This is a genomic window from Streptomyces sp. NPDC001315 (genome assembly GCF_042896175.1).
GTDB lineage: Bacteria > Actinomycetota > Actinomycetes > Streptomycetales > Streptomycetaceae > Streptomyces.
Map to the genome: position 1 here is coordinate 42364 of NZ_JBIAWZ010000014.1, position 22408 is coordinate 64771.

The following is a 22408-nucleotide window of genomic DNA, read 5'->3' on the forward strand; positions in this document are numbered from 1 at the left end:
GCCCTGAAGCCCACGAAGCCTCTGTTCACGGCCTCTCCTCCCCCACGTACGCAAGGAGCTCGACACGCATGAGCCAGCCGACCGTCACCCACTTCGACGTCTACCCCGTCGCCGGCCTTGACTCCATGGAGCTGAACCTCTCCGGCGCCCACGGCCCCTACTTCACCCGCAACATCCTCGTCCTCAAGGACTCCGACGGCCGTACGGGGCTGGGGGAGGTGCCCGGCGGCGAGAAGATCACCCAGACTCTGCAGGACGCCGAGTCCCTGGTCGTCGGCGCGAAGGTGGGCGACTACAAGCGCGTCCTGCGTGAGATCGGGAACCGCTTCGCGGACCGCGACTCGGGCGGACGCGGCGCCCAGACCTTCGACCTGCGGACCACCGTGCACGCCGTCACGGCTGTCGAGTCGGCCCTGCTCGACCTGCTCGGCCAACACCTCGACGTGCCGGTCGCGGCCCTCCTCGGCGACGGCCAACAGCGGGATTCCGTAAGGGTGTTGGGGTACCTCTTCTATGTCGGCGACCCCGATCGCACCGATCTGGACTACGTCCGCGAGCCCGGCTCGGACGTGGACTGGTACCGCATCCGGCACGAGGAGGCCCTCACGCCCGAGGCGATCGTCCGCCAGGCCGAGGCGGCCTACGACCTGTACGGCTTCCGGGACTTCAAGCTCAAGGGCGGAGTGCTGGCGGGTGCCGAGGAGGTCGAGGCGGTTCGCGCGCTCAAGGACCGCTTCCCCTCGGCGCGCATCACCCTGGACCCGAACGGCGCCTGGTCGTTGCGCGAGGCCATCGAGCTCTGCGAGCCCCTGGTCGGCACCCTCGCCTACGCCGAGGATCCCTGCGGAGCCGAGGGCGGCTACTCAGGGCGCGAGATCCTCGCCGAGTTCCGCCGGGCCACCGGACTGCCGACCGCAACCAATATGATCGCCACCGACTGGCGCCAGCTGACCCACGCCCTGGCCCTGCAGTCGGTCTCCATCCCGCTGGCCGATCCACACTTCTGGACCATGCAGGGCTCGGTGCGCGTGGCCCAGCTGTGCAACGCGATGGGCCTGACGTGGGGCTGCCACTCCAACAACCACTTCGACATCTCGCTCGCCATGGTCACGCACTGCGGCGCCGCGGCCCCAGGCGCGTACAACGCCCTGGACACGCACTGGATCTGGCAGGAGGGCCTGGAGCGGCTCACCGTCACCCCGCCACGGATCGTCGACGGCGAGATCGCCGTCCCCGACGCCCCCGGTCTGGGCGTCGAACTCGACATGGACCGCCTCCTCGCGGCCCACGAGCTCTACCGGAAGAAGGCGCTGGGGGCGCGGGACGACGCCGCCGGGATGCAGCACCTCGTGCCCGGCTGGACGTTCGACGCCAAGCGCCCCTGCCTGGTGCGCTAGCCGTATCGCCCTGCGAGGTCGGGACCGCGGCCGGCTGGGCACGGGGTGGAACGTTCCACCTGCGGGCTCAGCCCCGTCGCACCGAAGCCGAGGGGGTGGGGTCCGGTGGCGGACCCCCGGGCGGTCATGCGCGAGGCGCAGCAGGCTCGTCGGCCCGCGGACTGACCGGAGGAGCGGCTGCTGCAGACCTCTACGAGCAGGTGACGACAAGCGACTGGAGTTGAAGTGGCAGCCGACCACGTCGGTGTTCCCCTGTCCCGCGGCCTCACTGTTCTGGCGATCGGTCAGCCCGATCTGCGCGGGGGCGTCCCCGGTGCGGCGGTACATCCCCGCGGAGAAGGCGCTGGGGCTGCCGCGTGAACCCAGCCACGCAGGTCAGGGGCTGTCGTCGGTCGGTGCCGTTCCGTGGAGTCGCCATACCCGTTGGGCCTCCGACCCGGGTAGGTCTATCGTCTGAATCGTGGGCCAGAGCGATGGAGGGCGGCCGATGATGCCGCAGGACGAGGCCGTGATCGGCTGCACGGGGAAAATACTCGTCGGAACCCGCGGATCCGCGGGCCCCGGCGAGATCCTGGTGCGGGTCAGAGGCGGCTCCGAGACCTTTCTCGCCTGGTCGGAGGATCCTCTGCCGACGGGGGCGACGGTACTCGTGATCGAGTCGCGCGGATGTCGTGAGGTCGGCGTCGTCGAGTGGGTGGATCCGTTGGACGCGCTTGGCGACCTTGCCGACGCCGACTGAGGAGTAGAAGAGAAATGTTCGGATACCGCGTTCCCGCTCCCGACGAGGCGATGCTGATCTCGGGGGGCCGGCGGGGACTGGGGGGCGCGCCGTTCCGAGTGGTGACGGGGCACGGAAAGTTCGTGCTTCCGATCTTCCGAAAGACCCGTTTCCTCACCTTGTCGATGTGCGAGTCCGAGGTCACCGAGACCTGTGTGACCAGGCAGGGCATCGCGCTGCACGTCCGCGCCGTGATCGCCTTCAAGGTCGGCAACGACCACGAGAGCATCATCAACGCGGGTCAGCGCTTCCTCTCCGACCAGGACCAGATGTCGGTGCTGACCGGACGGATCTTCGCCGGCCACCTGCGGGCGATCATCGGCTCGATGACAGTCGAGGAGATCGTCACCGAGCGGCAGAAGCTCGCCGCGGAGGTCCTGGACACCTCGAAGACCGAGATGGCGAAGATCGGTCTGATCGTGGACTCGCTGCAGATCCAGTCGATCGACGACGGCGACACCGGCTACATCGACGCGATGTCCGCACCGCACAAGGCGGCCATCCAGCGGCAGGCCCAGATCGCCCAGGCACAGGCCACCCAGGCCGCGGCCGAGGCGGAGCAGGCGGCGGCCCGCAAGCAGGCCGAGTACGCCCGGCAGACAGCCATCGTCAAGGCGGAGTACTCGGCCGAGGTGAACCGCGCCGAGGCGCAGGCAGCCCAGGCCGGACCGCTGGCACAGGCCCACGCCCAGCAGGAAGTGCTCGCCGCCCAGACCGAACTGGCGCAGCGCCAGGCCAAACTGCGCCAGCAGCAGCTGGTCGCCGAGATCGTGAAGCCCGCCGAGGCCGAGGCCGAGCGGATCAGGGTGCTCGCCGCCGCCGATGCGCAGCGCATGAAGATCCAGGCCGAGGCGGCTGCCTCCTACGACCGGGTCGCCCTCGACCGCATGCTGATCGACCAGCTGCCACAGATCGTGAAGGAGGCCGCCGGCGGCCTCGCCGGAGCCAACGTCAATGTCCTGAACGGCGCGGACGGCCTCGGCGAGATCGCCGCGGGCCTGGTGTCCCAGGGCCTCACCATTCTCGACTCGGTCCGGCAGAACCTGAACGGCCAGGACTCCTCCGACGGGCGCCGCCCCGAGCAGAGCAGTGGCAACGGCCTGCTCGAGCTGCACCCGGCCAAGGAGAAGAAGGCGGACGACGGCCCGGTGAACCTGGACCAGTCGGAGCCCTCGAAGTAGTCGGAGCCCTCAAAGGCCCTGAGCTCGGGGACCGGTCGTGGGCCGGCCCCCGAGCGTCGGCCCGCGTCGAGCTTGCGCGGGCCCACGCGTCCGATGCCCAGATGTGGCGGCTGTTCAGCGCTCCGGCAGTGGAGCGCGGGGCCACCGGCCGGCTCACCCACGTCACGGCGCCCCGCGTTGGCGGACAAGGCCGCCTGCACCACCGCGGGGCCGCATACCCGGTCGGCTCAGCCCACCGATGCGCGCGCCGGCCGCGCTCACCAACATCCCGACACGTGACAGCGGCGGGGCACCCGGGCCTGTCCGAGGTCAGTCGGGCGTCTGCCGCAGCACCATGCAGACGAAACCCCAGGTGTCCCGGTAGATTCGCAGCCACTCGGAGCGGCGGACAGTGGCCGTCTCAAGCACCTGCGGGCTGTCCGGGTCCGTGGGGTGGTCGAGGGCCCATGAGGCCAGCGCCCCCCAGCAGGCCCATTCGTAGTCGTCCAGCTCGCGGCGCGTGCTGACGTGCCCGTGGACAGGGGTCCACCCGTCGGCGACGACGCGGTCGACCGTGGTGGCCAGGTCGGTGAACTCCCCCAGCATTTCGACAGCTTCCTGAGAAGGCCGGCGTTCCCAGATGCCCTCACCGATGAGCACGCGTCCCCCGGGGGCCAGGTACTTGCGTGCGGCCGCGAGGGTGGGGAGCAGGCCGCCGAAGGCATGTGTGGCCCCGACGCTGAGCACCAGGTCGAACAAGTGCGGAGAGGAGAAGCTTTCGGCTTCTTGGCAGTGGAGTTCGAGGCGCTCCTGGACACTGAGGCTGATCGCGGCCTGGCGGGCCTGCGCCAGGGCGTCCTCGGAAATGTCAACGCCCACGGCGTGAACCTGCGGGTGCGCAGCCAGGGCACGCAGAAGCCATTCCCCGCTGCCGCAACCAAGGTCGAGCACACGCTCGTTGCCGCGTGGCAGAGCTCGTTCCAGTAGTCGGCACACAGAGTCGTCGTCGAGCGGGGACTTTATCGGGTGGTCGGCATGGGCGATTCCGGAGATCTGTTCACGGTTCACCGGCGCAGCCTGACAGCCTCAGAGACCCCGCACACCTGAATTTCCTCCGTGCACCTGACGCTCACCGGTCAACGGCCGACCACAGATATGGGCAATTGCTCTCCTCACCCGTCCGTGCGGTCACTCCCCTCACCGGACGCAGGAGCTTCTTGACCGGCTGGTGGGTGCACACTGACAACCCGGCAGGACTCTGAGCTTGTGGGTAACCGCTGACCGCACGGTGTCCTGCGCGGCGCACTCCGCCTCCGATCGGCCCGCGGATCCCACTGGAAGGAACAATTGGCTCCAGTCGTGCGTACTATCTCTACGCTGAAGCACACTGCAACACTTGCAGCCCGGCCCAAGCAGTCAGGAATCAGCGGTAGGTTCCCTACGACTGCCCTGTCATTCATCTCTCCGCAGTCGCGAACCGAGGAAAGGTCAGCACACATGTCTGAGACCACCCCGACCACCGAACTCACGTCGCAGTACATCGCACAGGTGGCAAGCGACCTCGAACGCAATGCCAAAGACCAAGAACGCCTTGGTGCGGAAATCGCCGCGCTGCAGGAGCAGTTGCTCGCTCTGCAACACGATCACACCGTGCTGGTGAACATCCAGAAGGCACTCGGCACCACCGCCGCACCCGCCAAGTCCGCGGTCGCGTCCGAAGACGCCGCGGTGCCCGCTCCGCGGCAGGAGAAAGTCGCCAAGTCCGAGGCGGGTAAGCAGGTCCGCGCGAAGAAGGCCGGCGCCGCGCCGGTCAGCAAGGCAGCCAAGAGGTCCGCAGCCAAGGCCGCGACCGCCAAGTCGACCAAGCCCACCCTTGTGGAACTCATCCGCGGCCACCTCACCGGACACAGCGAACCGCGCTCCGCAGCGGAAATCGCCACCACCCTCAGCGAGGCCCACCCCGACCGCGGCATCAAGGCCACCGTCGTTCGCACCACGCTCGAAGGTCTCGTGGCCAAGAGCCAGGCCCAGCGCACCAAGCAGGGCTCCTCGGTCTTCTACACCGCCGCAGACGCTCCCGCGCAGGCCGAGGCCCCCGCACCCGAAGCACAGCCAGCTCAGGCCTCCCGCTAAAGCCATAGACAGCAGCACCGGAGACCCCGCTGACGGAGTACGGCGCCCTGCGCCGTACCGTCTTCGGTCACCACGGAGAGCGGAGCCAGGAAGGCCCAGTCCGCCGGCGCTCGTACCTACGACGTGGAAGCCGGCGTGGTGCCGTCGCCTCGACTTCCGCACCTGAGGCGGAGGGTACTCGGCGCCGTATCGCTCCGGATCGCCCCGTCGGCCGGCATCTCGAAGTCCGCGGCAGATCTGGTCAGGTGACCTGGCCGCCGATTCCGGAGCGCCCTTCGGGAACGGTCAGCAGGCCGACCGCCACCTGCTCGCGGACCTGTTCACCGAGCACGCCGACCAGCGCGTCGGTGATCGCGGCGATCAGGCGCGCGGGTGCGTCCGGTACATCCGGGTGCTGGTAGGCCGCCTCGCGCAGGCTCAGTGTGACGTTCGGGGCGGTCTGGTCGGTCGGGGCCCCGCCGATGCCGCGCCGACGCTGGGGGATCCCGATGAGGTCGACGGCGACCAGGCGGCTGAACTGGTCGCCGTAGACGGATCCGACCGCGTCCGCGAGTCCGCGGATCAGCCCCTCTTCGACCTTCCTGTCGAGGGCGGTTTCGCTGATGTGCACGGTGAAGTGGGGCATGGTGAAATCTCCGTCCGTGGCCCGCGGTCGCGGGCAGGTCGACTACTAATGCCTTTGATAGCAAAGCATCTTTGTCATCAAAGGTAAATGCTGAGGAGTGCGTGATGGCTGAATCCGCGCGGCGTGAGGGCGGGGCGGACGTGGACGCCGCGGTGCGTGAACTGCTGTTGCTCATGCCGCGGATGGCGAGCCGGGTGAAGCGCATTCCGGTGCCCGAGGCACTGCAGCCGCAGGCGTTGGCGCCCCGTCACCTCTCACTGCTGTCCTGCCTGTTGTTCGACGGACCCATGACCGTCAACGAACTGGCCGCGCGCCTGGAGGTGGCGCCCACCACGGTCAGCCTGATGGTCGGGGACTTGAGCGGGAAGGGCATCCTGGACCGGCGCGAGGATCCGTCCGACCGGCGGCGCCGGATCGTGGCCATCACCCCCGACCAGCACGACGCGATCGCCGCCTGGCTCGCCCCCGGCGCCGCTGCCTGGCGCCGCGTGCTCACCCCACTGACCCCGTCGCAGCGACGCCTCTTCGTCGACACCCTGCGCGCCTACGAGGTGGCGGTGGCCGAAGAGCGGGAGCGCTGAAACTCGCCGAAGGCGAACGCAGGCTGTCCGCCGGCACGGACCCTGCTGCCGGCGGACGCCATGGTGATCCAGCTACAACCCCAGGTGCGTGACGTCCTCGATCTCGTGATGTGTCGGCGTCGAAAGAGGACTCGTCTCACTGGGGCCGCGAGGACCTCGGTCAGGCGCCGACGTAGTCCGCGAGGTGCTCGCCGGTGAGGGTGGACCGGGCGGCGACGAGGTCGGCGGGAGTGCCCTCGAAGACGATCCGGCCGCCGTCGTGACCGGCGCCAGGGCCGAGGTCGACGATCCAGTCGGCGTGCGCCATGACCGCTGGGTGGTGCTCGACGACGATGACCGACTTGCCGGAGTCGACGAGCCGGTCGAGCAGGCCGAGCAGTTGCTCGACGTCGGCGAGGTGAAGGCCGTTGGTCGGCTCGTCGAGGACGTAGACGCCCCCCTTGTCGGCCATGTGGGTGGCCAGCTTGAGCCGCTGCCGCTCGCCGCCGGACAGCGTGGTGAGCGGCTGACCGAGACTGACGTAGCCGAGCCCGACGTCGGCAAGCCGTTCGAGGATGCGGTGCGCGGCCGGCGTGGCCGCCTCACCGGCGCCGAAGAACTCCTCGGCCTCGGTCACCGGCATCGCCAGCACCTCGCTGATGTCCCGGCCTCCGAGGTGGTACTCCAGCACCGATGCCTGGAACCGCTTCCCCTCGCACTCCTCGCAGGTGGTGGCGACGCCGGCCATCATCGCCAGGTCGGTGTAGACGACGCCCGCGCCGTTGCAGGTGGGACAGGCGCCCTCGGAGTTGGCGCTGAACAGTGCCGGCTTGACACCGTTGGCCTTGGCGAACGCCTTGCGGATCGGTTCGAGCAGTCCGGTGTACGTCGCCGGATTGCTCCGCCGCGAGCCGCGGATCGGGCTCTGGTCGACCGAGACCACGCCCTCGCCGGCCGGGATCGACCCGTGCACGAGCGAGCTCTTGCCGGAGCCCGCCACGCCGGTGACCACACAGAGCACCCCGAGCGGGATGTCGACGTCGACCTCCTGCAGGTTGTGCTCCGTCGCGCCGCGGATCTCCAGCGAGCCGGTGGGCTTGCGGACCGTCTCCTTGACAGCGGCCCGGTCGTCGAGATGGCGGCCGGTGACGGTGGAACCGGCCCGCAGCCCCTCGACGGTGCCCTCGAAGCAGACGGTGCCGCCGGCGGTGCCGGCACCGGGGCCGAGGTCGACGACATGGTCGGCGATGGCGATCGCCTGTGGCTTGTGCTCCACGACGAGCACCGTGTTGCCCTTGTCCCGCAGCCGCAGCAGCAGGTCGTTCATCCGCTGGATGTCATGAGGGTGCAGGCCCGTGGTGGGCTCGTCGAAGACGTAGGTGACGTCGGTGAGCGAGGAGCCGAGGTGGCGGATCATCTTGACCCGCTGCGCCTCGCCGCCCGACAGCGTGCCCGACGGGCGGTCGAGCGCGAGGTAGCCGAGGCCGATCTCCACGAACGAGTCCAGAGTCTGCTGCAGAGCGGTGAGCAGCGGACCCACCGACGGCTCGTCGAGGCCGCGGACCCATTCGGCCAGGTCGCTGATCTGCATCGCGCAGGCGTCGGCGATGCTGATCTTGTTGATCTTCGACGACCGGGCCGCCTCGGTGAGCCGGGTGCCCTCGCAGTCGGGGCAGGTGGTGAAGGTGATCGCCCGGTCCACGAACTCCCGGATGTGCGGCTGCATCGCTTCCCGGTCCTTGGAGAGCATCGACTTCTGGATCCGCGGGATCAGCCCCTCGTAGGTCATGTTGATGCCCGCGATCTTCATCCGGGTCGGTTCGAGGTGGAGGAAGTCGTGCAGCTCCTTCTTGGTGTACTTACGGATCGGCTTGTTCGGGTCGACGAGGCCGGACTCGGTGTAGAGCCGGTAGTTCCAGCCGCCCGACTTGTAGCCGGGGATGGTGAGCGCGCCCTCGTCGAGCGACTTGGAGTCGTCGTAGAACTGGGTGAGGTCGACGTCGGTGACCGAGCCCCGGCCCTCGCAGCGCGGGCACATACCGCCGGTGATGCTGAACGAGCGACGTTCCTTCACCTTCTGTCCGGCGCGTTCCAGAGTGACCGCACCCGCACCGCTGATCGAGGCGACGTTGAAGGAGAACGCCTTGGGCGAGCCGATGTGCGGCTTGCCGAGCCGGCTGAAGAGGATGCGCAGCATCGCGTTGGCGTCGGTGGCGGTGCCGACCGTGGAGCGTGGATCGGCACCCATCCGCTGCTGGTCGACGATGATCGCGGTCGTCAGCCCGTCGAGTACGTCGACCTCGGGACGCGCCAGCGTCGGCATGAATCCCTGCACGAACGCGCTGTAGGTCTCATTGATCAGCCGCTGCGACTCCGCGGCGATCGTGTCGAACACCAGCGAACTCTTGCCCGAGCCGGAGACGCCGGTGAACACCGTCAGGCGGCGCTTCGGGATCTCGATGCTGACGTCCTTGAGGTTGTTCTCGCGCGCGCCGTGCACGCGGATCAAATCGTGGCTGTCGGCAACGTGCAGCGCAGGCGACTGCGTGTCCGCCCTCATGGCCATGCTCATCATGTCTCCATCTGTTACCGGAGCCGCCTTCGTGGTCTCCGTCGGCGTCGCCGGGATCGATCTAACCAGCCGCGCACCCAGATCGAGGCCGGTGTGCGTAATGAACCGGTCACCTGCTCCTGTGGCAGCACGTCGATCTCGAGGACCTCGACTTCGCCCCGGTCATGGACGCGTAGCGGGCGTGGTCGGCCCAGCCCCGAGCCGACCGGCCCGGGTGGCGGCCAGGTCTCTGCCGTTCGGGCCGGCCGTCGGCGTGGCCATCAGCAGCGTGCGGGCTCCTTCACCGTGCCTTCTCTGCAGGTCATGGCCGCGATCACCGGACGGCTCAGCGGACCTCCCGGACACGGATCAGGTTGCCCAGGGGATCACGGAGGCACGGTCGCGAACACCGTACGGCCGCTGGGCCGACTCCTGGCCGGTCTCGGCGTCGCCGACGTGCGGCACACCGACCGACTCGGACGCTGAGGTCTCCACGGCGCGGCAGCGCCATGGCGCGCTCGCACCTCTTCGACCGGCCCCCAATTGGTCCGGTTTTCGTGCGGTGTTGGGCTCAGTGGACGGAGAACCCGCCGTCGACGTGGATCGCCTGCCCGGTGACATAGCCGGACGCGCGGCCGGCCAGGAACACCGCCGCTCCGGCGAAGTCCTCGGCCAGGCCGTTGCGTCCGACCATCGTGCGCGCGGCCAGCGCAGCCACCTTCTCCGGGTCGGACGACAACCGCGCGTTGAGCGGGGTCATGACGAAGCCGGGCACCAGCGTGTTGCAGGTGACCCCGTACGGTGACCACGCCTCGGCCTGAGAGCGGGCCAACGACTCCAGCGCCCCCTTGGAGACCCCGTAGGCGCCGCTCTGGACGAACGCCCGGTGCGCCTGCTGGGAGGTGATGTGGATGATCCGCCCGAAGCCTCGCTCGGCCATGGCGGGCCCGAACAGCTGGCCCAACAGGTAGGGCGCCTCCAGATTCACCGCCATCGTGGTGTCCCACACCTCCTCGCCCAGCTCGCCCATCGGCGGCCGCAGGTTGATCCCGGCACTGTTGACGAGAATGTCGGGCTCGCCGAACACGGCGGCTGCCTGCTCCGCCGCCGCGCGCACCCCGTCGCGGGTGCTCAGGTCGGCGCTCACCCAGGCCGCCCGGCAGCCGTCCGCCACCAACTCGTCGATCGTGGCGGCAAGTTCCGACTCCTTGCGCGCCACGATCACCACGCTCGCCCCCGCTCGCGCGAGAGCCCCTGCGATGGCTCGGCCGATGCCGGAACTGCCGCCCGTCACCAGTGCGACCCGGCCGTCCAGCGAGAACAGTTCGGAGAGGTAGCTGTGCGAGGTCATGCCCGCACCCTAGACGGCGCGTCCATACGTGTCATGGGGCAGACCGCCCATCTGGACCGCTCGTCGTGAATCGGTTCAGCCGCTGTCACTCTCACGGCCTCCGGGTCGGAATCTACGACGCTCGAAAGAACTCCGGCCATCCGGGTAACCGGGATCGCATTGGGCAATTAGGGCACATAGCGCGTTGAGTACCGATCGCGTGCTGAGAAGTGGTGTGGGGGTTCGACCTGATCCGGGGATTTGCTCCGCCATGCCGGGTGAGCCAACCGGCCACGTCTACTGCGTGTCGGTGGGGGCATCGGGTACTCGTCATGCCACGGTGAGCTGATCTGTTCATCGTTGCCTGGAGAAGGAGGAACCCGGAATGGAGCAAGGCGGGAATGTCATCGCGGAGCTGACAACGGACCACCGTAAGATTGATTCGCTCTTCGAGCAGATCGAATTGCAGCCCGTGGGCGACCAGCGGCGGCGCCAATTGGCGGACGAGCTGACGGTCGAGCTGGTGCAGCACTCGGTCGCGGAGGAGCAGTATCTGTACCCGGCGGTCCGCAGGTTCGTTGACGGCGGGGACGACCTGGCAGACAAGGAGATGGAGGACCACGCCAGAGTCGAGCAGCTTTTGAAGGACCTCGAGGGTCGTGACGCCGAGGACGACCAGTTCGACCACTTGGTCGCAAAGCTCAGGCTCGAGGTGGCTGAGCACGTCCGTGACGAGGAGAACCAGCTCTTCCCACTGCTCGCGGAGGTCTGCACGCCGGAGGCGATGCAGCGGCTGGGGGGCAAGATCCGCGATGCGAAGAAGGCGGCTCCGATCCAGCCCCACCCTTCGGCACCGGCCACGGCTCCCGCCGACAAGATCCTGGGACCTGGGGTCGGCCTGGTGGACCGGGTACGCGATCTGATGGCGGGCCGGAAGCACTGAGAGAACTCGCTCAACGCTCGATGGCGCCGACTCCCGTGAAGCCTGGCGGTAGTTCGCAATTCATCCCTCACTTTCCCTCGTGGCACAACCATCGGGACCGGCTCCCCGTCCAAGTCGGCGAATAGATGACGCGCCGGGAGCGACGGCCCTGGACAAGACGCAAGGCGTCCTCCATCCGGGGGCCTGGCGTGACTGGTTTGTTTGACCCTGCCCATGGCCCGTGCACCGGCCGCAACGGCCGCGCCCACCGCACTGTGCGCCACCGCGGCACCAGGGACCTGGCGTGATGCCCGGGGCCCGCCCCTTGCCGAACACCGCTTTCGTCCCAGGGGGCGAGCGGCCCCGCGAAGCCGGACCGGCCCGCCGATCCGCCGCCCGGCCGGGAGCACGAGCGTGCGCGGCCGCGTCTGCCGCGCCCGACCGGACCTCGGCAGACCGCCGCCCCTCCTGGTGGCGACCACACAGACCGGCGCGCGCCGGGCGCGGCAGGCACGCTGCTCGCGCTGATCGCGGCCGTCGCGAGCCGCAGCGGCATGGTGCGCCCCTCCTCATGGCCGATCCTGCCGGTCGCAATCGTGGCCGCGCCGGACGGGCTGGTCCTGCTCGGCCGCACGACGGAGGGCGGCTCAACGGCACCGGGCGCCGGACAGCCGCCGGCCCGTGACGACGGCAAGCGGCCGGGGCTGCGCCCGGACGTCCCGCGCTGTCATTCACGGGCGTCACGGTCAGCGCGGTTGCCGTAGTCCCGCGACGAGGAGTGCGACCAGTCGGCGTGCGTCGTAACGGGGGTCGCTGTCGGCGCCGATGCAGAGGTTTCCGATGCCGCGCATCAGCTGGTAGGCGTCGAGGCCGGAGCGGATCTCGCCGGAGGCGGCGGCAGTGTCGAGGAGCTGGGTGCACACCGGCAGGAGGCGGTCGAGGAAGTAGGCGTGCAGCGTCTCGAAGCCCGTGTTGTCGGCCTGCATCGCGGCAGCCAGGCCGTGCTTGGTGACCAGGAAGTCGACGAAGAGGTCGACCCACTGTTCGAGGGCGGCGCCAGGTGTCGGGCCGGCCGCCAGAAGGGCCTCCGGCGCGGTGCCGGTCGGCTCACAGACCGTGCTCCTGCATCAGGCGCAGTAGGTTCCGCTTGCGTTTCTGGGCGGGGCGCAGGGCGGTGACGTACGCGGTGAACTCCTCCGGCGGCGGTGACAGTCGCGGATGAAGTACGGGCAGTCGCACTCGCCGCTCAGTCCTCCGGACCCGCCCAGGGTCAACTCCACTTCGTATCGCTCCGTGCCGTGGACGGTCGCGGTGACCCGGTCGTCACCGGCCTCGACCCCGGACACGGCGTCGAAGGATGCGCGCCCACGCTCGAAGGAACGGGGGCCGGCCAGCCCCTTGAGGTTCGCCTCGGTGAACATGGCCTAGCAGTGGGTCGGCGGGAGTGTGCCGTCGTCGCCGGCGATGGTGACTTCCGCAGTGCCGTCCCCGCCCGCCGCGTACGCGGCCGTGCACACGAGCTGACGTAGCGCGGTCTTCGCCAGAGGCCGCACCGGGAGCGGGAGGAGGATGGTGAGGGTGGTGGAGGTCGAGTTCAGCTCCATTTCGGCGCCCTCCTCCGGCAGGCCCGTGTGGAGTCCGGCCGCGCGTTCGCTCGCCGAGGGGCCGGCGAACAACGCGGCGAGGGTTTTGCGGACCCACTCCTGCTTGGCGTTCGCGGGAACGTCCGCTGCACTGAGTCGGGTCACCGGTGTCAGGCGGCCGTCCGAGGCGAGGAAGAACAGGAGCATCCGCTGGTCGGACGCGGGGAAGACGATGACGGTGGCCGGCCCCCCGGCCTCGACGACGCCGGTCTCCTGAACTCCGCAGCCGGTCAGCAGGGCGGCCGCCATGGCCCAGGCCGCGACGGCACGGCCGGTGGTGGAGCCCGTTCGGGTCATGCCGTCGCCTCCGTGCCCGTCAGGGGTATCTCCACGGTGAAGACGGCGCCGCCCCGCGGGCCGTTCGCGGCTCGGATCGTGCCGCCGTGCAGCCGTACGTTCTCCAGGGTGATGGCGAGGCCGAGGCCACTGCCCGTCGAGCGGCTGCGGGCCGCGTCCGCCTTGTAGAAGCGGTCGAAGATGTGCGGCAGCACGTCGGTGGGTATGCCCGGGCCGCTGTCCGCGACCTCGGTGACGACCCGTGCGGGCAACAGGCCCGCATCGTTCGGGCCGGTCGCCGTGGCCGCCCCGGGCGTGCCTTCGCCGTAGGGCTCGGTGCGCAGTCGCACCACGACGGGCGCGCTTCCGTGCTTCAGCGCGTTGCCGACGAGGTTGGCGATGACGATGTCGAAGCGCCTGGGGTCGATCCGGGCCCGGATGCCGTCGGGCAGGTCGGTGACGACCTGGGCGGGGTCGATCCAGTGACGGCTCTTCAGGGTCTTGCGGATGGTCTGGGCGATGTCGACCTCGTCGGTGTTCAGCTCGGCGGCCCGGGCGTCGAAGCGGGATATCTCCATCAAGTCCTCGACGAGCACCGCCAGTTTGCCCGTCTCGGCACTGATCAGCCGCACGGCGGCGGCGGTGTCGGGAGCGAGGCCGGCCGCGTCCTCGTCCAGGACCTCGGTGACGGCCAGCATCCCGGCGAGCGGGGTGCGCAGTTCATGGGAGACGTCGGAGGCGAAACGGCGGGCGCGCGCCTCGGCCGCCCGGAGTTCGCCGACGGTCCGCTCCAGTTCGCCGGACGACTCGTTGAAGGTACGGGCCAGATCGGCGAGTTCGTCGCTGCCCCGGACCTGGATGCGGGTGTCGAGGCGTCCGTGGCCCATGCTTCGTGCGGCCTTCCTCAGGTCACGGACCGGGCGCAGCACGCTGCGTGCCGACAGCAGGGCCGGGACGAGGGCCACCGCGAGCCCGGGGACAGCCCCGTCACGGGCCGCGTCGAGCATGGCCTGGATGTTGGCCTCCTCGTCGGTCAGCGGCATCACGGCGTACAGCACCAGCCCGGTGGGACGCGTGGTCTGGCCCGCCTGGAAAACCGTCGGGACGGCCACGGTCAGCCACGGGGTGCCCTTCCTCTCGACTCGCTGGAAGCTGCCGCGCGGGTGGGCGTGCGCGGCACGCCGCAGTTCGGGAGTGATGACGCTCGAAACGGGCTCGTAGGCCGAGGAGACCCGGACCGATCCGTACTCGGCGAACACCACCCACGGGTGGGGGTTGCCCTGCCGGGCGAGTCGTTGCAGCTGTTCCCGGAGCGACGAGGGCTCGACGGGCAGCGGCGTGGCGAGCTCCTGGACCCGCTCGCGGAAGGAGGACACAGCCGTGTCCTGGGCCTGCTGAAGGATCGCGTTGCGTGCCTCGCGATAGGCGAGGGCCGCGGTGGTTCCGGCGCTGACAGCGGCGACCAGCAGAAAGGCGAGCACCAGTCGGGTACGCAGCCCGATACGGGTTTTACGGCGGTTCACCACGGGCTCACAGGGGTCCGAAGCGGTAACCGAAGCCCCGCAGAGTCTGGATGTAGCGGGGGTTGCCGGGTACGTCCTCGATCTTGTGGCGCAGCCGCCGCACACAGGCATCGACGAGGCGGGCGTCGCCGTGGTAGCTGTGCTCCCAGACGTGCTCCAGCAGTTGCTGACGGCTGAAGACCTGCTCGGGCGCGGCCGTCAGATACAGCAGGAGCTTCAGCTCGGAGGGGGCGAGCGCCACACGCTCCCCCGCCTTGGCGACGTTCAGTCCGGCACGGTCGATGGCGAGGTCGCCGTGGAACTCCACGGCGGGCCGGCCGCCCGGCTCCTCGATGCGGCGCAGTACGGCCCGGATGCGGGCCTCGATGACCTCCGTGCGGGCGGGTTTGACGATGTAGTCGTCGGCCCCAGCCTCCAGCCCGACCACGACGTCGAAGTCGTCGCCGCGGGCGGTGAGCATGATGATCGGCAGTTGACCGGCCTCGCGTACCTGGCGGCAGACCTGGACGCCGTTGATGCCGGGCAACATGAGGTCGAGGAGCAGCAGATCGGGGCGGAATTCACCGATGACCGCGAGCCCCGCCTCGCCGGTGGCGGCGGTGCGTACCTCGTGCCCACGGCGGCGCAGGCCGAGTTCGATGCCTTCTCGTACGGAGGCGTCGTCTTCGATGAGCAGGACACGTGGCATGTGCGGAGTATTCCATTCGATCAAGTGACGAACGAACCCGGTCAGTTGAATGACAAAAGGTGGCGGGGGCTTTGCGTCAGCCCCGGCGGCGGAGTGTGCGGGGCACCGCCCGGAGGACGGACTCCAGCTCGGTCAGGCGCAGGGGACGGGTCAGCAGCGCGAAGGTCGCCAGGATGGCCACCGTGCCCGCCGCCGCTGCCGCGAGCGGGCCGAGCGAGTCGCTGTACCCGGCCGCGAGGTGACCGAGCAGGGCGGCCGGGATCGCGGCCAGCAGCAGTCGGGCCAGCCCGGCCGCGGCCGGGGAGCGCCACGGCGGACGCCGGGGGCCCGCGGCCGCCGAGAGCCTGCGGTCGAGGACGTACGCGGTGACCGCCCAGCCCACGAAGAGCGCCACCGAGTACGCTCCGGCCATGCCGGTGACCGCCCAGCGTGCGGGCAGAAGCAGACAAGCGGCCGCGGACAGGCCCGCGTTGAGGCCGGCGATCACCAGGTTCAGCAGAAAGGGTGTGCGGGTGTCGGAGAGCGCGTAGAAGGCGCGCGAGAGGACGTACTGTCCGGAGAAGGCGATCAGCCCCGGCGCGAACGCCGTCAACGCCCCTGCCATGACCGCGATGTCGTCCGGGCCGGTCCTGCCGTACTGGAAGGCCACCGCCATGGTGGGCTCGGCGACCGCGAGGAGCACGCACGCGGCGGGCACGACGGCGGCGGCGCTGCCGCGCAGGGCGTGCGACACGTCCCGTCGCACGCCGGCCGTGTCGCCGTCGGCCGCCGACCTGCTCATCCGTGGCATCAGCGCGGTGACCAGGGAGACGGTCACGATGCCGTGCGGTACAGCCCACAGCAGATACGCGTTGCCGTAGGCACTGAATCCGGCTCCGCCGTCGATGCCCTCGGCCGCGGCGCGCTGCCCCGCCGTCGTCGCGAGCCTGGTCACCGCCCAGTACGCGAGCTGGTTGGTGAACACGAGCAGTACCAGCCAGCCGGCCGAGCGCAGCGGCCGGGACAGCCCGCTGCCCCGCCAGTCGAACCTGGGCCGCCAGCGAAAGCGCGCCGCACGCAGGGACGGCAGCAGGGCCAGCGCCTGTACGACGATCCCGGCCGTGGTGCCCCAGCCGAGCAGGGCGGTCTCCGCGGGGGTGAGCGTTCCCCCGTCCACGGCCGTGGCCAGGTAGAGGCCGAAGGCGGAAGTGACGATCACGTTGTTGAGGACTGGGGTCCACATCATGGCGCCGAACCGGCTGCGGGCGTTCAGCACCTGTCCGAGCAGGGTGAACAGGCCGAGGAAGAATATCTGGGGCAGGCAGGAACGCGCGAAGGCGACCGTCGTCGCCGCCTGCGCGCCGGTGTAGTCGGTGTAGGCCGCCACCAGCGCGGGCGCGGCGAGCACCGCCCCGGCCGTGATCAGCAGCAGGGCGGCCGTGCAGGCGGTGAGAAGGCGGTCGGTGTACGCGGCCCCGCCGTCCTTGTGTTCCTTGGCGGCCTTGACCAGCTCGGGGACGAAGACGGCGTTGAGCGCGCCACCGAGGAGCAGCGTGTAGACGATGTTGGGGACGGTGTTGCCGACCGCGTAGCCGTCGGCGGCCAGGCCCACGCCGAGCGCTGCGGCGACCACGGCGGAGCGTACGAAGCCGGTGGCGCGGGAAACCAGGGACCCGGCGGCCATGAGCGCACCGCTGCGCAGCACCGATCCGGGCCGGTGGGCCGGCTGCTCGGTCGAGGGAGTCCCGTCGGTGGGTCGGGTACCGCGATCGCCCGGGATGGCCCGGGCCGGGGAGGCGCTCATCGGCGGGCCAGGTACATCTGGAAGGCGCGGTACAGCGCGTGGTTGGCGGTGCCGTTCAAAGGTGTCTCCCACTCCCCCAGCGTCTCGACGACCTTCCCCCCGGTGCCGAGCTTCCAGCGCAGCAGCCCGAACGACCGTTCGCCGGGGTCGAGTGTGGAGGGTACCCCGCGCATGTCGTAGACCTCCGCGCCCCGGGCGTGGGCGTCGAGCATCATCTGCCACTGCAGGGCGTTGGAGGGGCGGACCTCGCGCCGGTGGTCGGCGGAGGCCCCGGTCTGGTACCAGACCCGCCGACCTACGGTGATCATGGTGTGGGCGGCCAGGATCTCGCCCTCGTGGCGGGCGAGGTAGAGCCTCATCCGGCCCGGCTCCTCGGCGTTGAGAGCCGCGTACTGGCGCTCGTAATACGCGAGTGAGCGGCCGAGGCGGAAGCCGTCGCGCTCCTCGGTGATCCGCAGCAGCCGGTAGAACTCGGGGAGTTCGGCGGCCCCGCCCACCGTCACCTGCACGCCCGACTTCTGCGCCCGGCGGATGTTGCGCCGCCACTCCTGGCTGAGCCCGGACCACAGGTCGTCGCCGGTCCGCCCGGCCAGCGGCACCTGGAAGACGTAGCGGGGCTGGGCGTCCCCGTCGTCGTCGCCGTCGCCGCAGCGCCGCCAGCCGCGGGCCCGCAGCCGCTCGGCCACGGCGGTGCCCAGCGGGTCGACCGCGCAGTCGAGCACGTCGGACAGGCGTCGCCCGGGGCCGGTCGCCGCCTTGAGCGCGGCGGCGTTCCACCGGCGGTGGGCGGGCGAGGGGCCGATGCGTACGGCGAACGCTCCCAGGGTGCGCAGGTGGCTCAGCAGCGGGGAGAGCCAGTCGTCGAGATCCGGGTCGGCCCAGTCGGCGACGGGCCCCTCGGGCAAGTAGGCGAAGTACTTGCGGGTGCCGGGGAACTGACGCAGCAGCACCAGCGCGACACCGCTCAGCAGCCCCGCGCCGGGGCCGGTCGGCGGTCCCCAGCCGAGCAGTTGGGCCCGCCAGCCGTCCTTCACCGCGGCCCAGGAGGGGCACTGCAGAAAGCCGGGGGCCAGGGCGGAGCCGGTGCGGGATGCCAGGAAGGCGTGGTACGCCTCGGCGGAGACGGGTCTCAGCCACGCTTCCTGCTGACCGCGGCCTGCCGTCACGAGCAACGCTGACACTGCGCCTCCTCGGGTGCCGTTGTTGTCGGGTGGGGAACCGAGCCGTTCGGCACGGAACGCGAGGAAGGTTCACAGGCGCCCGTGACCGTGCCGCGCGGCGAATGTGACCGGACCATGACCATTTCTGTGCGACGGCTGTCACACGCTCCCGAGCCGGTGTCCTGGTCGACGGACTCGCCCCCCCTTCCTCACACACATGACGAAAGGCCAGGTCAGACAGGTGTCTGACCTGGCCTCAGCGGGCCATGCCGCGGCCGCGGTCGGTCCGGCGGAGTTCCGTCAGTCCCGTACGGCGACGTACGGCACATGGAGGCCGGAGGGATCGTCGTTCGCCCCTGACACCCATATCCGGCCCTGGTCGTCGATGTCCGCGGCGTAGAGCCGCCCGGAGCCGGGCGGCTGCTGTCCCCGGACCAGGTGACCGGCCCGGTCCATGGTCAGCACGTAGGTGAAGTCCGGGTCCACCGCGGGGTCGAAGGTCTCACCGACGATCACGGGCCGGTCCTGCTCGTCGAAGGTGATGCCCTGCAGCTGCGCCGTCTCCTTCGGGGTTGGTACCTCCTCCCAACGGCCGTGGTACAGCCGCAGTACCACCGGGCGGCGCCACAGCTTGTCGTCCTCTACGAGGCCCACGGCCCATATCTCGCCGGGTTTCCGTTGCGCGATGGCGCCGAGGGAGAAGGCCTGGCCGTCGAGGTGGGCGGGGAGACGCTGGCGGGTCCAGGTCGTTCCGTCGAAGTGCGTGACGCCCTTGGCACCGACCAGCCACACGTCGTCCTCCGCCAGGGGGAGGACCGAGATCGTGGAGCCGACGGCCGCGTCGGCCGGGATCTCGGTGTTGCGCCACTCCCCCTGCGGGCTACGGGTCATCAGCAACGGTTCCCCGCCGGGGTCGTCGCTGGAGAGGCCGCCGCCCACCCAGACCGTGCCCCGGGGCGAGACGGCGACCGCGTAGAAGCCGGCGACCGCGTCCGCGGGCAGGGGCAGGTCCTCAAACTTCCAGGAGGCGCCGTCCCAGTGCTGGACGGTGGGTGTGTCCTGCTGCGTTCCCTCCTGCCTCGTTCCCTCCTCCTTGTACCCGACCGCCCAGGCCTCTCCGCCAGGGGCCGCGGCGATGTCGTTCACGCGGCCGTGTGCCGCGGGCTGCGGCGTCCTGGTCCAGCCGGTGCCGTTCCAGCGCAGGGCGAGCGGGGACCGATCGCTCACGTCGAGCCCGGCCGTCCACGTCACCCCCTGCTCGGTGGAGACGTCGTCGAGGATGGCATCGCTCAGTCCCTCCGGTGCGACGGAGCGCCACGAGGCGGTGTCCGCGGACGCCGGGGCCATGCCGATCGTGAGCGCGACGGCACCGGCGAGCAGGGCCACGGCGAGGGGGCGCCGGCGCGGAGTGGCGGGGCGAGATGTGGTGTCGGACAAGGAACATCCCCTTCCTCAGGACGGTCACAACTCGGGGAAGATTCACGGCCTTTCATGACCGTCCCGCGCGGCGTGTGTGACCGGACGATGACCGTTCCTCTGCAACTGCCGTCATGCGGCCTACATGCCGATGTCCGGCGCTTTTCGCGGCTTAGGGTCCCCCACGTTCCGGTGTCTTCCCGACGTCCACGGAGGTTTCCCGTTGAGCCAGATACGTGTCGCGATACGCAGGGGCCGCGTCCGCCGCAGCGCCTCCGCCACTGCCGCGGCGGCCGCCGTCCTGCTGACCACGGCCCTCTCCGCCTGCTCCGCCGACGGCACGACACCGTCCGGGTCGGACGCGAAAGCCGGCGGCGGGACCACGAGCGGCCGGGTGGCGACGGTCACCGTGACACCCCGCGGCACCCGGGTGAAGGCGGGCGAGCCGGTCAGGGTCGCCGCCCACGGCGGCACCCTCACATCGGTCACCGTCACCGACGCCCGAGGTGGCACACTCACCGGCGCGCTGTCGGACGACGGCCGCACCTGGACGTCGGACCGCAACGCCGTACCCGGCACCGACTACACCGTCAAGGCGGCCACCCGCGCGGACGACGGCACGGCGGGGACCGAGCGGGCGTCCTTCACCACCGCCGCCGCCGACAAGGTCAACAAGGTGGACTGGCGGCCCGGCGACACCACCACGGTCGGCGTGGCCCAGCCGATCTCCCTGGTCTTCGACTACCCGGTGCGCAACAAGGCGGCGGTGGAGAAGCAGCTCAAGGTCACCACCTCCAACCACACCGAAGGCTCCTGGGGCTGGATGAAGGACTGGTCGGGCAAGGACCGCGTCGACTGGCGGCCCAGGGAGTACTGGCAGCCCGGCACCCAGGTGACCCTGGACGCCCGGCTGAACGGCACGGACTCGGGGTCCGGCGGCGGCTGGTTCGTACGCGACTACAGGCTCGGCTTCACCATCGGCGCCCGGCAGGTGTTCAAGGTCGACCTCGACAGCAAGCGGCTCACCCTGCAGCGCGACGGCCGGACGGTACGGACCTTCCCGGTGTCCGGCGGCACGCCCGGCCCCGACACGGGCTCCTGGCGCGGCACCGAGGTACTGATGGCGAAGGAGGGCACGATCCGGATGAACTCCGAGACGGTGGGCCTCGGCGACGCCTACGACCAGAAGGTCGACTACGCGATGCGGCTGACCTGGTCGGGTACCTACGCACACGCCGCGCCCTGGAACGCCGCCTACTTCGGCAGGGCCAACAGAAGCCACGGCTGCATCGGCATGAGCGACGCCGACGCCCGATGGCTCTACGAGAACGCCCGCATCGGCGACCCGTTCGAGGTCAAGGGCGCGGAGACAAAAGGGGAGGTGGCCCTGAACAACGGCCTCGGCGACTGGAACGTCGGCTGGGAGCAGTGGCTTGCCAGGAGCGCCTTGCGGTGATCGGGCGCGGTGTCCGCGTCGCGCCGTGGGAGCACCTGCACGCCGGGTTGACCTCGCGGTGCGGGTGATCACCGCGTCGGCCACCAGCAGGACCCAGCCGGCGGCAGTCAGCGGCACCGGAACCGGTGCGATGTCGGCCACAGCGGGCAGGATCGGGCCCGCCGCGGCCAGGAGCTCGGGGACGCCGAGGCCCTTGACGAAGGCGACGCCGGCGTCTCCGGTCCATCCCTCACCATGGGCCGCAGCCAGTTTCTCCTTGGGCACGTATGTGGGGCAGTGCCGGGTCTCAGTGGGAGCAGTGCCACGGAGCCCGGGTGGCCGATCGTGATGTGACGTCCCCCACCTGCTCTTGCCCCAGCCAGGAAGGTGTACCTAAGTTCGGCGACATGTCCCCCCATACTCCTCGCCTTCCCGACGATCCGGACGAGCCCGTAGAGCGGCGCCGACCCGAGGCCGGCCCTCCGGCCGACGCCACGCCGGTCGACTTCACTGTGGACCTGACCTCGCACGAGATGCTGCGGCGCGCCCACGTACTGGACGCTCTCGGCCCCGACTGGGATCCCCTGGCGGCGCTGCGCGGCGAAGACGCGGCGAACGACCTGTTGTTCTCGGGCCTCAGCGAGGAACAAGAACGCCTGTACGACGACCTGGTCTCGGCCGGTGTCCTCCCCAGGAGAGGAGGCGGCCGTGCTGCCCCTTGATCCGCAGGCAGATCTCGGACGCCGGGCCTGGGTACCCTGCCCGAGCTGCGCGGACAGCCGCGGGTGCGTCGCCTGCGAGCAGCGGCGTACCTGCTCCGAGCACTGGCGCTACCTGCTCTCCAACACCGGAAGCCGACTCCACCTGCAGTGCCCGTCGTGCACGCATGTGTGGGACCACGAAACCGGCTTCGGAGCCACTCGTTCCCGCTCGGAGCGCATCATCAGCCACCTTTGGCGGCAGTGACCGCCACGTCCGTCGGCAGGAGCCTCGTTCGCCCTGCGGAGCCCGGGCGTGGCCCCGCGGGA

20 protein-coding genes and 2 pseudogenes are annotated in these 22408 nt (G+C 70.3%); 9 read left to right on the forward strand and 13 right to left on the reverse strand.

Going from position 1 to position 22408, the window contains the following annotated elements; all coding sequences use genetic code 11:
• Positions 1–68 precede the first annotated feature (68 nt).
• The 3 genes from ACFY16_RS30225 (at position 69) to ACFY16_RS30235 (ending at position 3356) form a co-directional block, all read left to right on the forward strand.
• Positions 69–1397, forward strand: coding sequence for an enolase C-terminal domain-like protein (locus ACFY16_RS30225; protein WP_390650357.1), 1329 nt, complete (start codon positions 69–71; stop codon positions 1395–1397).
• 490 nt (positions 1398–1887) lie between these two features.
• Positions 1888–2136, forward strand: a complete 249-nt coding sequence (locus ACFY16_RS30230; RefSeq protein ID WP_351145524.1) for a hypothetical protein — start codon at positions 1888–1890, stop codon at positions 2134–2136.
• A 14-nt stretch (positions 2137–2150) separates the two neighbouring features.
• Positions 2151–3356: a flotillin family protein gene (locus tag ACFY16_RS30235; protein WP_390650358.1), complete on the forward strand. Its 1206-nt coding sequence runs from the start codon at positions 2151–2153 to the stop codon at positions 3354–3356.
• 309 nt (positions 3357–3665) lie between these two features.
• Here ACFY16_RS30235 and ACFY16_RS30240 read toward each other — a convergent pair whose 3' ends face one another.
• Positions 3666–4403: an SAM-dependent methyltransferase gene (locus ACFY16_RS30240; RefSeq protein WP_390650359.1), complete on the reverse strand. Its 738-nt coding sequence runs from the start codon at positions 4401–4403 to the stop codon at positions 3666–3668.
• 429 nt (positions 4404–4832) lie between these two features.
• Between ACFY16_RS30240 and ACFY16_RS30245 the strand changes: the two genes are divergently transcribed.
• The gene (locus ACFY16_RS30245) at positions 4833–5468 is read left to right on the forward strand and encodes a hypothetical protein (RefSeq protein ID WP_390650360.1); all 636 of its coding nucleotides are present in this window, start codon (positions 4833–4835) and stop codon (positions 5466–5468) included.
• Between the two features lie 241 nt (positions 5469–5709).
• Here ACFY16_RS30245 and ACFY16_RS30250 read toward each other — a convergent pair whose 3' ends face one another.
• Positions 5710–6093 (reverse strand): hypothetical protein, encoded by a 384-nt coding sequence (locus ACFY16_RS30250; RefSeq protein ID WP_390650361.1) that lies wholly within the window; start codon positions 6091–6093, stop codon positions 5710–5712.
• 104 nt (positions 6094–6197) lie between these two features.
• On the opposite strand from ACFY16_RS30250, the gene ACFY16_RS30255 reads away from it, so the two are divergent.
• The gene (locus tag ACFY16_RS30255) at positions 6198–6674 is read left to right on the forward strand and encodes a MarR family winged helix-turn-helix transcriptional regulator (RefSeq protein WP_390650362.1); all 477 of its coding nucleotides are present in this window, start codon (positions 6198–6200) and stop codon (positions 6672–6674) included.
• A gap of 160 nt (positions 6675–6834) precedes the next feature.
• Here ACFY16_RS30255 and ACFY16_RS30260 read toward each other — a convergent pair whose 3' ends face one another.
• Positions 6835–9225 carry an ATP-binding cassette domain-containing protein gene (locus ACFY16_RS30260; RefSeq protein WP_390650363.1) on the reverse strand — a complete coding sequence of 797 codons (2391 nt, stop codon included), beginning with the start codon at positions 9223–9225 and terminating at the stop codon, positions 6835–6837.
• 550 nt (positions 9226–9775) lie between these two features.
• The gene (locus tag ACFY16_RS30265; RefSeq protein ID WP_390650364.1) at positions 9776–10555 is read right to left on the reverse strand and encodes an SDR family NAD(P)-dependent oxidoreductase; all 780 of its coding nucleotides are present in this window, start codon (positions 10553–10555) and stop codon (positions 9776–9778) included.
• 364 nt (positions 10556–10919) lie between these two features.
• Between ACFY16_RS30265 and ACFY16_RS30270 the strand changes: the two genes are divergently transcribed.
• Positions 10920–11477, forward strand: a complete 558-nt coding sequence (locus ACFY16_RS30270) for a hemerythrin domain-containing protein (RefSeq protein WP_390650365.1) — start codon at positions 10920–10922, stop codon at positions 11475–11477.
• A gap of 725 nt (positions 11478–12202) precedes the next feature.
• Here the strand turns inward: ACFY16_RS30270 and ACFY16_RS30275 are convergent.
• The 9 genes and pseudogenes from ACFY16_RS30275 to ACFY16_RS30315 form a co-directional block, all read right to left on the reverse strand.
• A pseudogene (locus ACFY16_RS30275) lies at positions 12203–12550 on the reverse strand (TetR family transcriptional regulator); the annotation flags it as partial.
• A gap of 13 nt (positions 12551–12563) precedes the next feature.
• Positions 12564–12695, reverse strand: coding sequence for a hypothetical protein (locus ACFY16_RS30280; protein ID WP_390650510.1), 132 nt, complete (start codon positions 12693–12695; stop codon positions 12564–12566).
• A pseudogene (locus ACFY16_RS30285) lies at positions 12680–12877 on the reverse strand (SWIM zinc finger domain-containing protein); the annotation flags it as partial. The pseudogene ACFY16_RS30285 and the gene ACFY16_RS30280, both read right to left, overlap by 16 nt.
• 3 nt (positions 12878–12880) lie before the next feature.
• Positions 12881–13396 carry a hypothetical protein gene (locus tag ACFY16_RS30290; RefSeq protein ID WP_390650366.1) on the reverse strand — a complete coding sequence of 172 codons (516 nt, stop codon included), beginning with the start codon at positions 13394–13396 and terminating at the stop codon, positions 12881–12883.
• Complete coding sequence (locus ACFY16_RS30295; RefSeq protein ID WP_390650367.1) at positions 13393–14898, reverse strand: ATP-binding protein; 1506 nt, start codon at positions 14896–14898, stop codon at positions 13393–13395. The genes ACFY16_RS30290 and ACFY16_RS30295 overlap by 4 nt, the downstream gene beginning before the upstream one ends.
• A 7-nt stretch (positions 14899–14905) precedes the next feature.
• On the reverse strand, positions 14906–15586 hold the full coding sequence (locus ACFY16_RS30300; RefSeq protein WP_390650368.1) for a response regulator: 681 nt from the start codon (positions 15584–15586) through the stop codon (positions 14906–14908).
• A gap of 76 nt (positions 15587–15662) precedes the next feature.
• Entirely contained in the window at positions 15663–17369 is a 1707-nt protein-coding gene (murJ, locus tag ACFY16_RS30305; protein ID WP_390650369.1) for a murein biosynthesis integral membrane protein MurJ, read from the reverse strand.
• Positions 17366–18550 carry a lipid II:glycine glycyltransferase FemX gene (locus ACFY16_RS30310; protein WP_390650370.1) on the reverse strand — a complete coding sequence of 395 codons (1185 nt, stop codon included), beginning with the start codon at positions 18548–18550 and terminating at the stop codon, positions 17366–17368. The genes murJ and ACFY16_RS30310 overlap by 4 nt, the downstream gene beginning before the upstream one ends.
• Positions 18551–18829: 279 nt before the next feature.
• Positions 18830–19966, reverse strand: a complete 1137-nt coding sequence (locus ACFY16_RS30315) for a hypothetical protein (RefSeq protein WP_390650371.1) — start codon at positions 19964–19966, stop codon at positions 18830–18832.
• A 211-nt stretch (positions 19967–20177) separates the two neighbouring features.
• On the opposite strand from ACFY16_RS30315, the gene ACFY16_RS30320 reads away from it, so the two are divergent.
• From ACFY16_RS30320 to ACFY16_RS30330, 3 genes are all read left to right on the forward strand, one after another.
• Positions 20178–21401, forward strand: coding sequence for an Ig-like domain-containing protein (locus ACFY16_RS30320; protein ID WP_390650502.1), 1224 nt, complete (start codon positions 20178–20180; stop codon positions 21399–21401).
• A gap of 386 nt (positions 21402–21787) precedes the next feature.
• Complete coding sequence (locus tag ACFY16_RS30325) at positions 21788–22102, forward strand: DUF6400 family protein (RefSeq protein WP_390650372.1); 315 nt, start codon at positions 21788–21790, stop codon at positions 22100–22102.
• Entirely contained in the window at positions 22089–22346 is a 258-nt protein-coding gene (locus ACFY16_RS30330; RefSeq protein WP_390650373.1) for a hypothetical protein, read from the forward strand. Before ACFY16_RS30325 ends, ACFY16_RS30330 begins: the two co-directional genes overlap by 14 nt.
• Positions 22347–22408 lie beyond the last annotated feature (62 nt).

Bases quoted from the DNA above. Each gene is read 5' to 3' on its own strand.
- murJ (WP_390650369.1), bottom strand. From the start codon at position 17,369: ATGAGCGCCTCCCCGGCCCGGGCCATCCCGGGCGATCGCGGTACCCGA.
- ACFY16_RS30325 (WP_390650372.1), top strand. From the start codon at position 21,788: ATGTCCCCCCATACTCCTCGCCTTCCCGACGATCCGGACGAGCCCGTA.
- ACFY16_RS30300 (WP_390650368.1), bottom strand. From the start codon at position 15,586: ATGCCACGTGTCCTGCTCATCGAAGACGACGCCTCCGTACGAGAAGGC.
- ACFY16_RS30255 (WP_390650362.1), top strand. From the start codon at position 6,198: ATGGCTGAATCCGCGCGGCGTGAGGGCGGGGCGGACGTGGACGCCGCG.
- ACFY16_RS30265 (WP_390650364.1), bottom strand. From the start codon at position 10,555: ATGACCTCGCACAGCTACCTCTCCGAACTGTTCTCGCTGGACGGCCGG.
- ACFY16_RS30245 (WP_390650360.1), top strand. From the start codon at position 4,833: ATGTCTGAGACCACCCCGACCACCGAACTCACGTCGCAGTACATCGCA.
- ACFY16_RS30270 (WP_390650365.1), top strand. From the start codon at position 10,920: ATGGAGCAAGGCGGGAATGTCATCGCGGAGCTGACAACGGACCACCGT.
- ACFY16_RS30250 (WP_390650361.1), bottom strand. From the start codon at position 6,093: ATGCCCCACTTCACCGTGCACATCAGCGAAACCGCCCTCGACAGGAAG.
- ACFY16_RS30235 (WP_390650358.1), top strand. From the start codon at position 2,151: ATGTTCGGATACCGCGTTCCCGCTCCCGACGAGGCGATGCTGATCTCG.
- ACFY16_RS30290 (WP_390650366.1), bottom strand. From the start codon at position 13,396: ATGACCCGAACGGGCTCCACCACCGGCCGTGCCGTCGCGGCCTGGGCC.
- ACFY16_RS30230 (WP_351145524.1), top strand. From the start codon at position 1,888: ATGCCGCAGGACGAGGCCGTGATCGGCTGCACGGGGAAAATACTCGTC.
- ACFY16_RS30225 (WP_390650357.1), top strand. From the start codon at position 69: ATGAGCCAGCCGACCGTCACCCACTTCGACGTCTACCCCGTCGCCGGC.
- ACFY16_RS30260 (WP_390650363.1), bottom strand. From the start codon at position 9,225: ATGAGCATGGCCATGAGGGCGGACACGCAGTCGCCTGCGCTGCACGTT.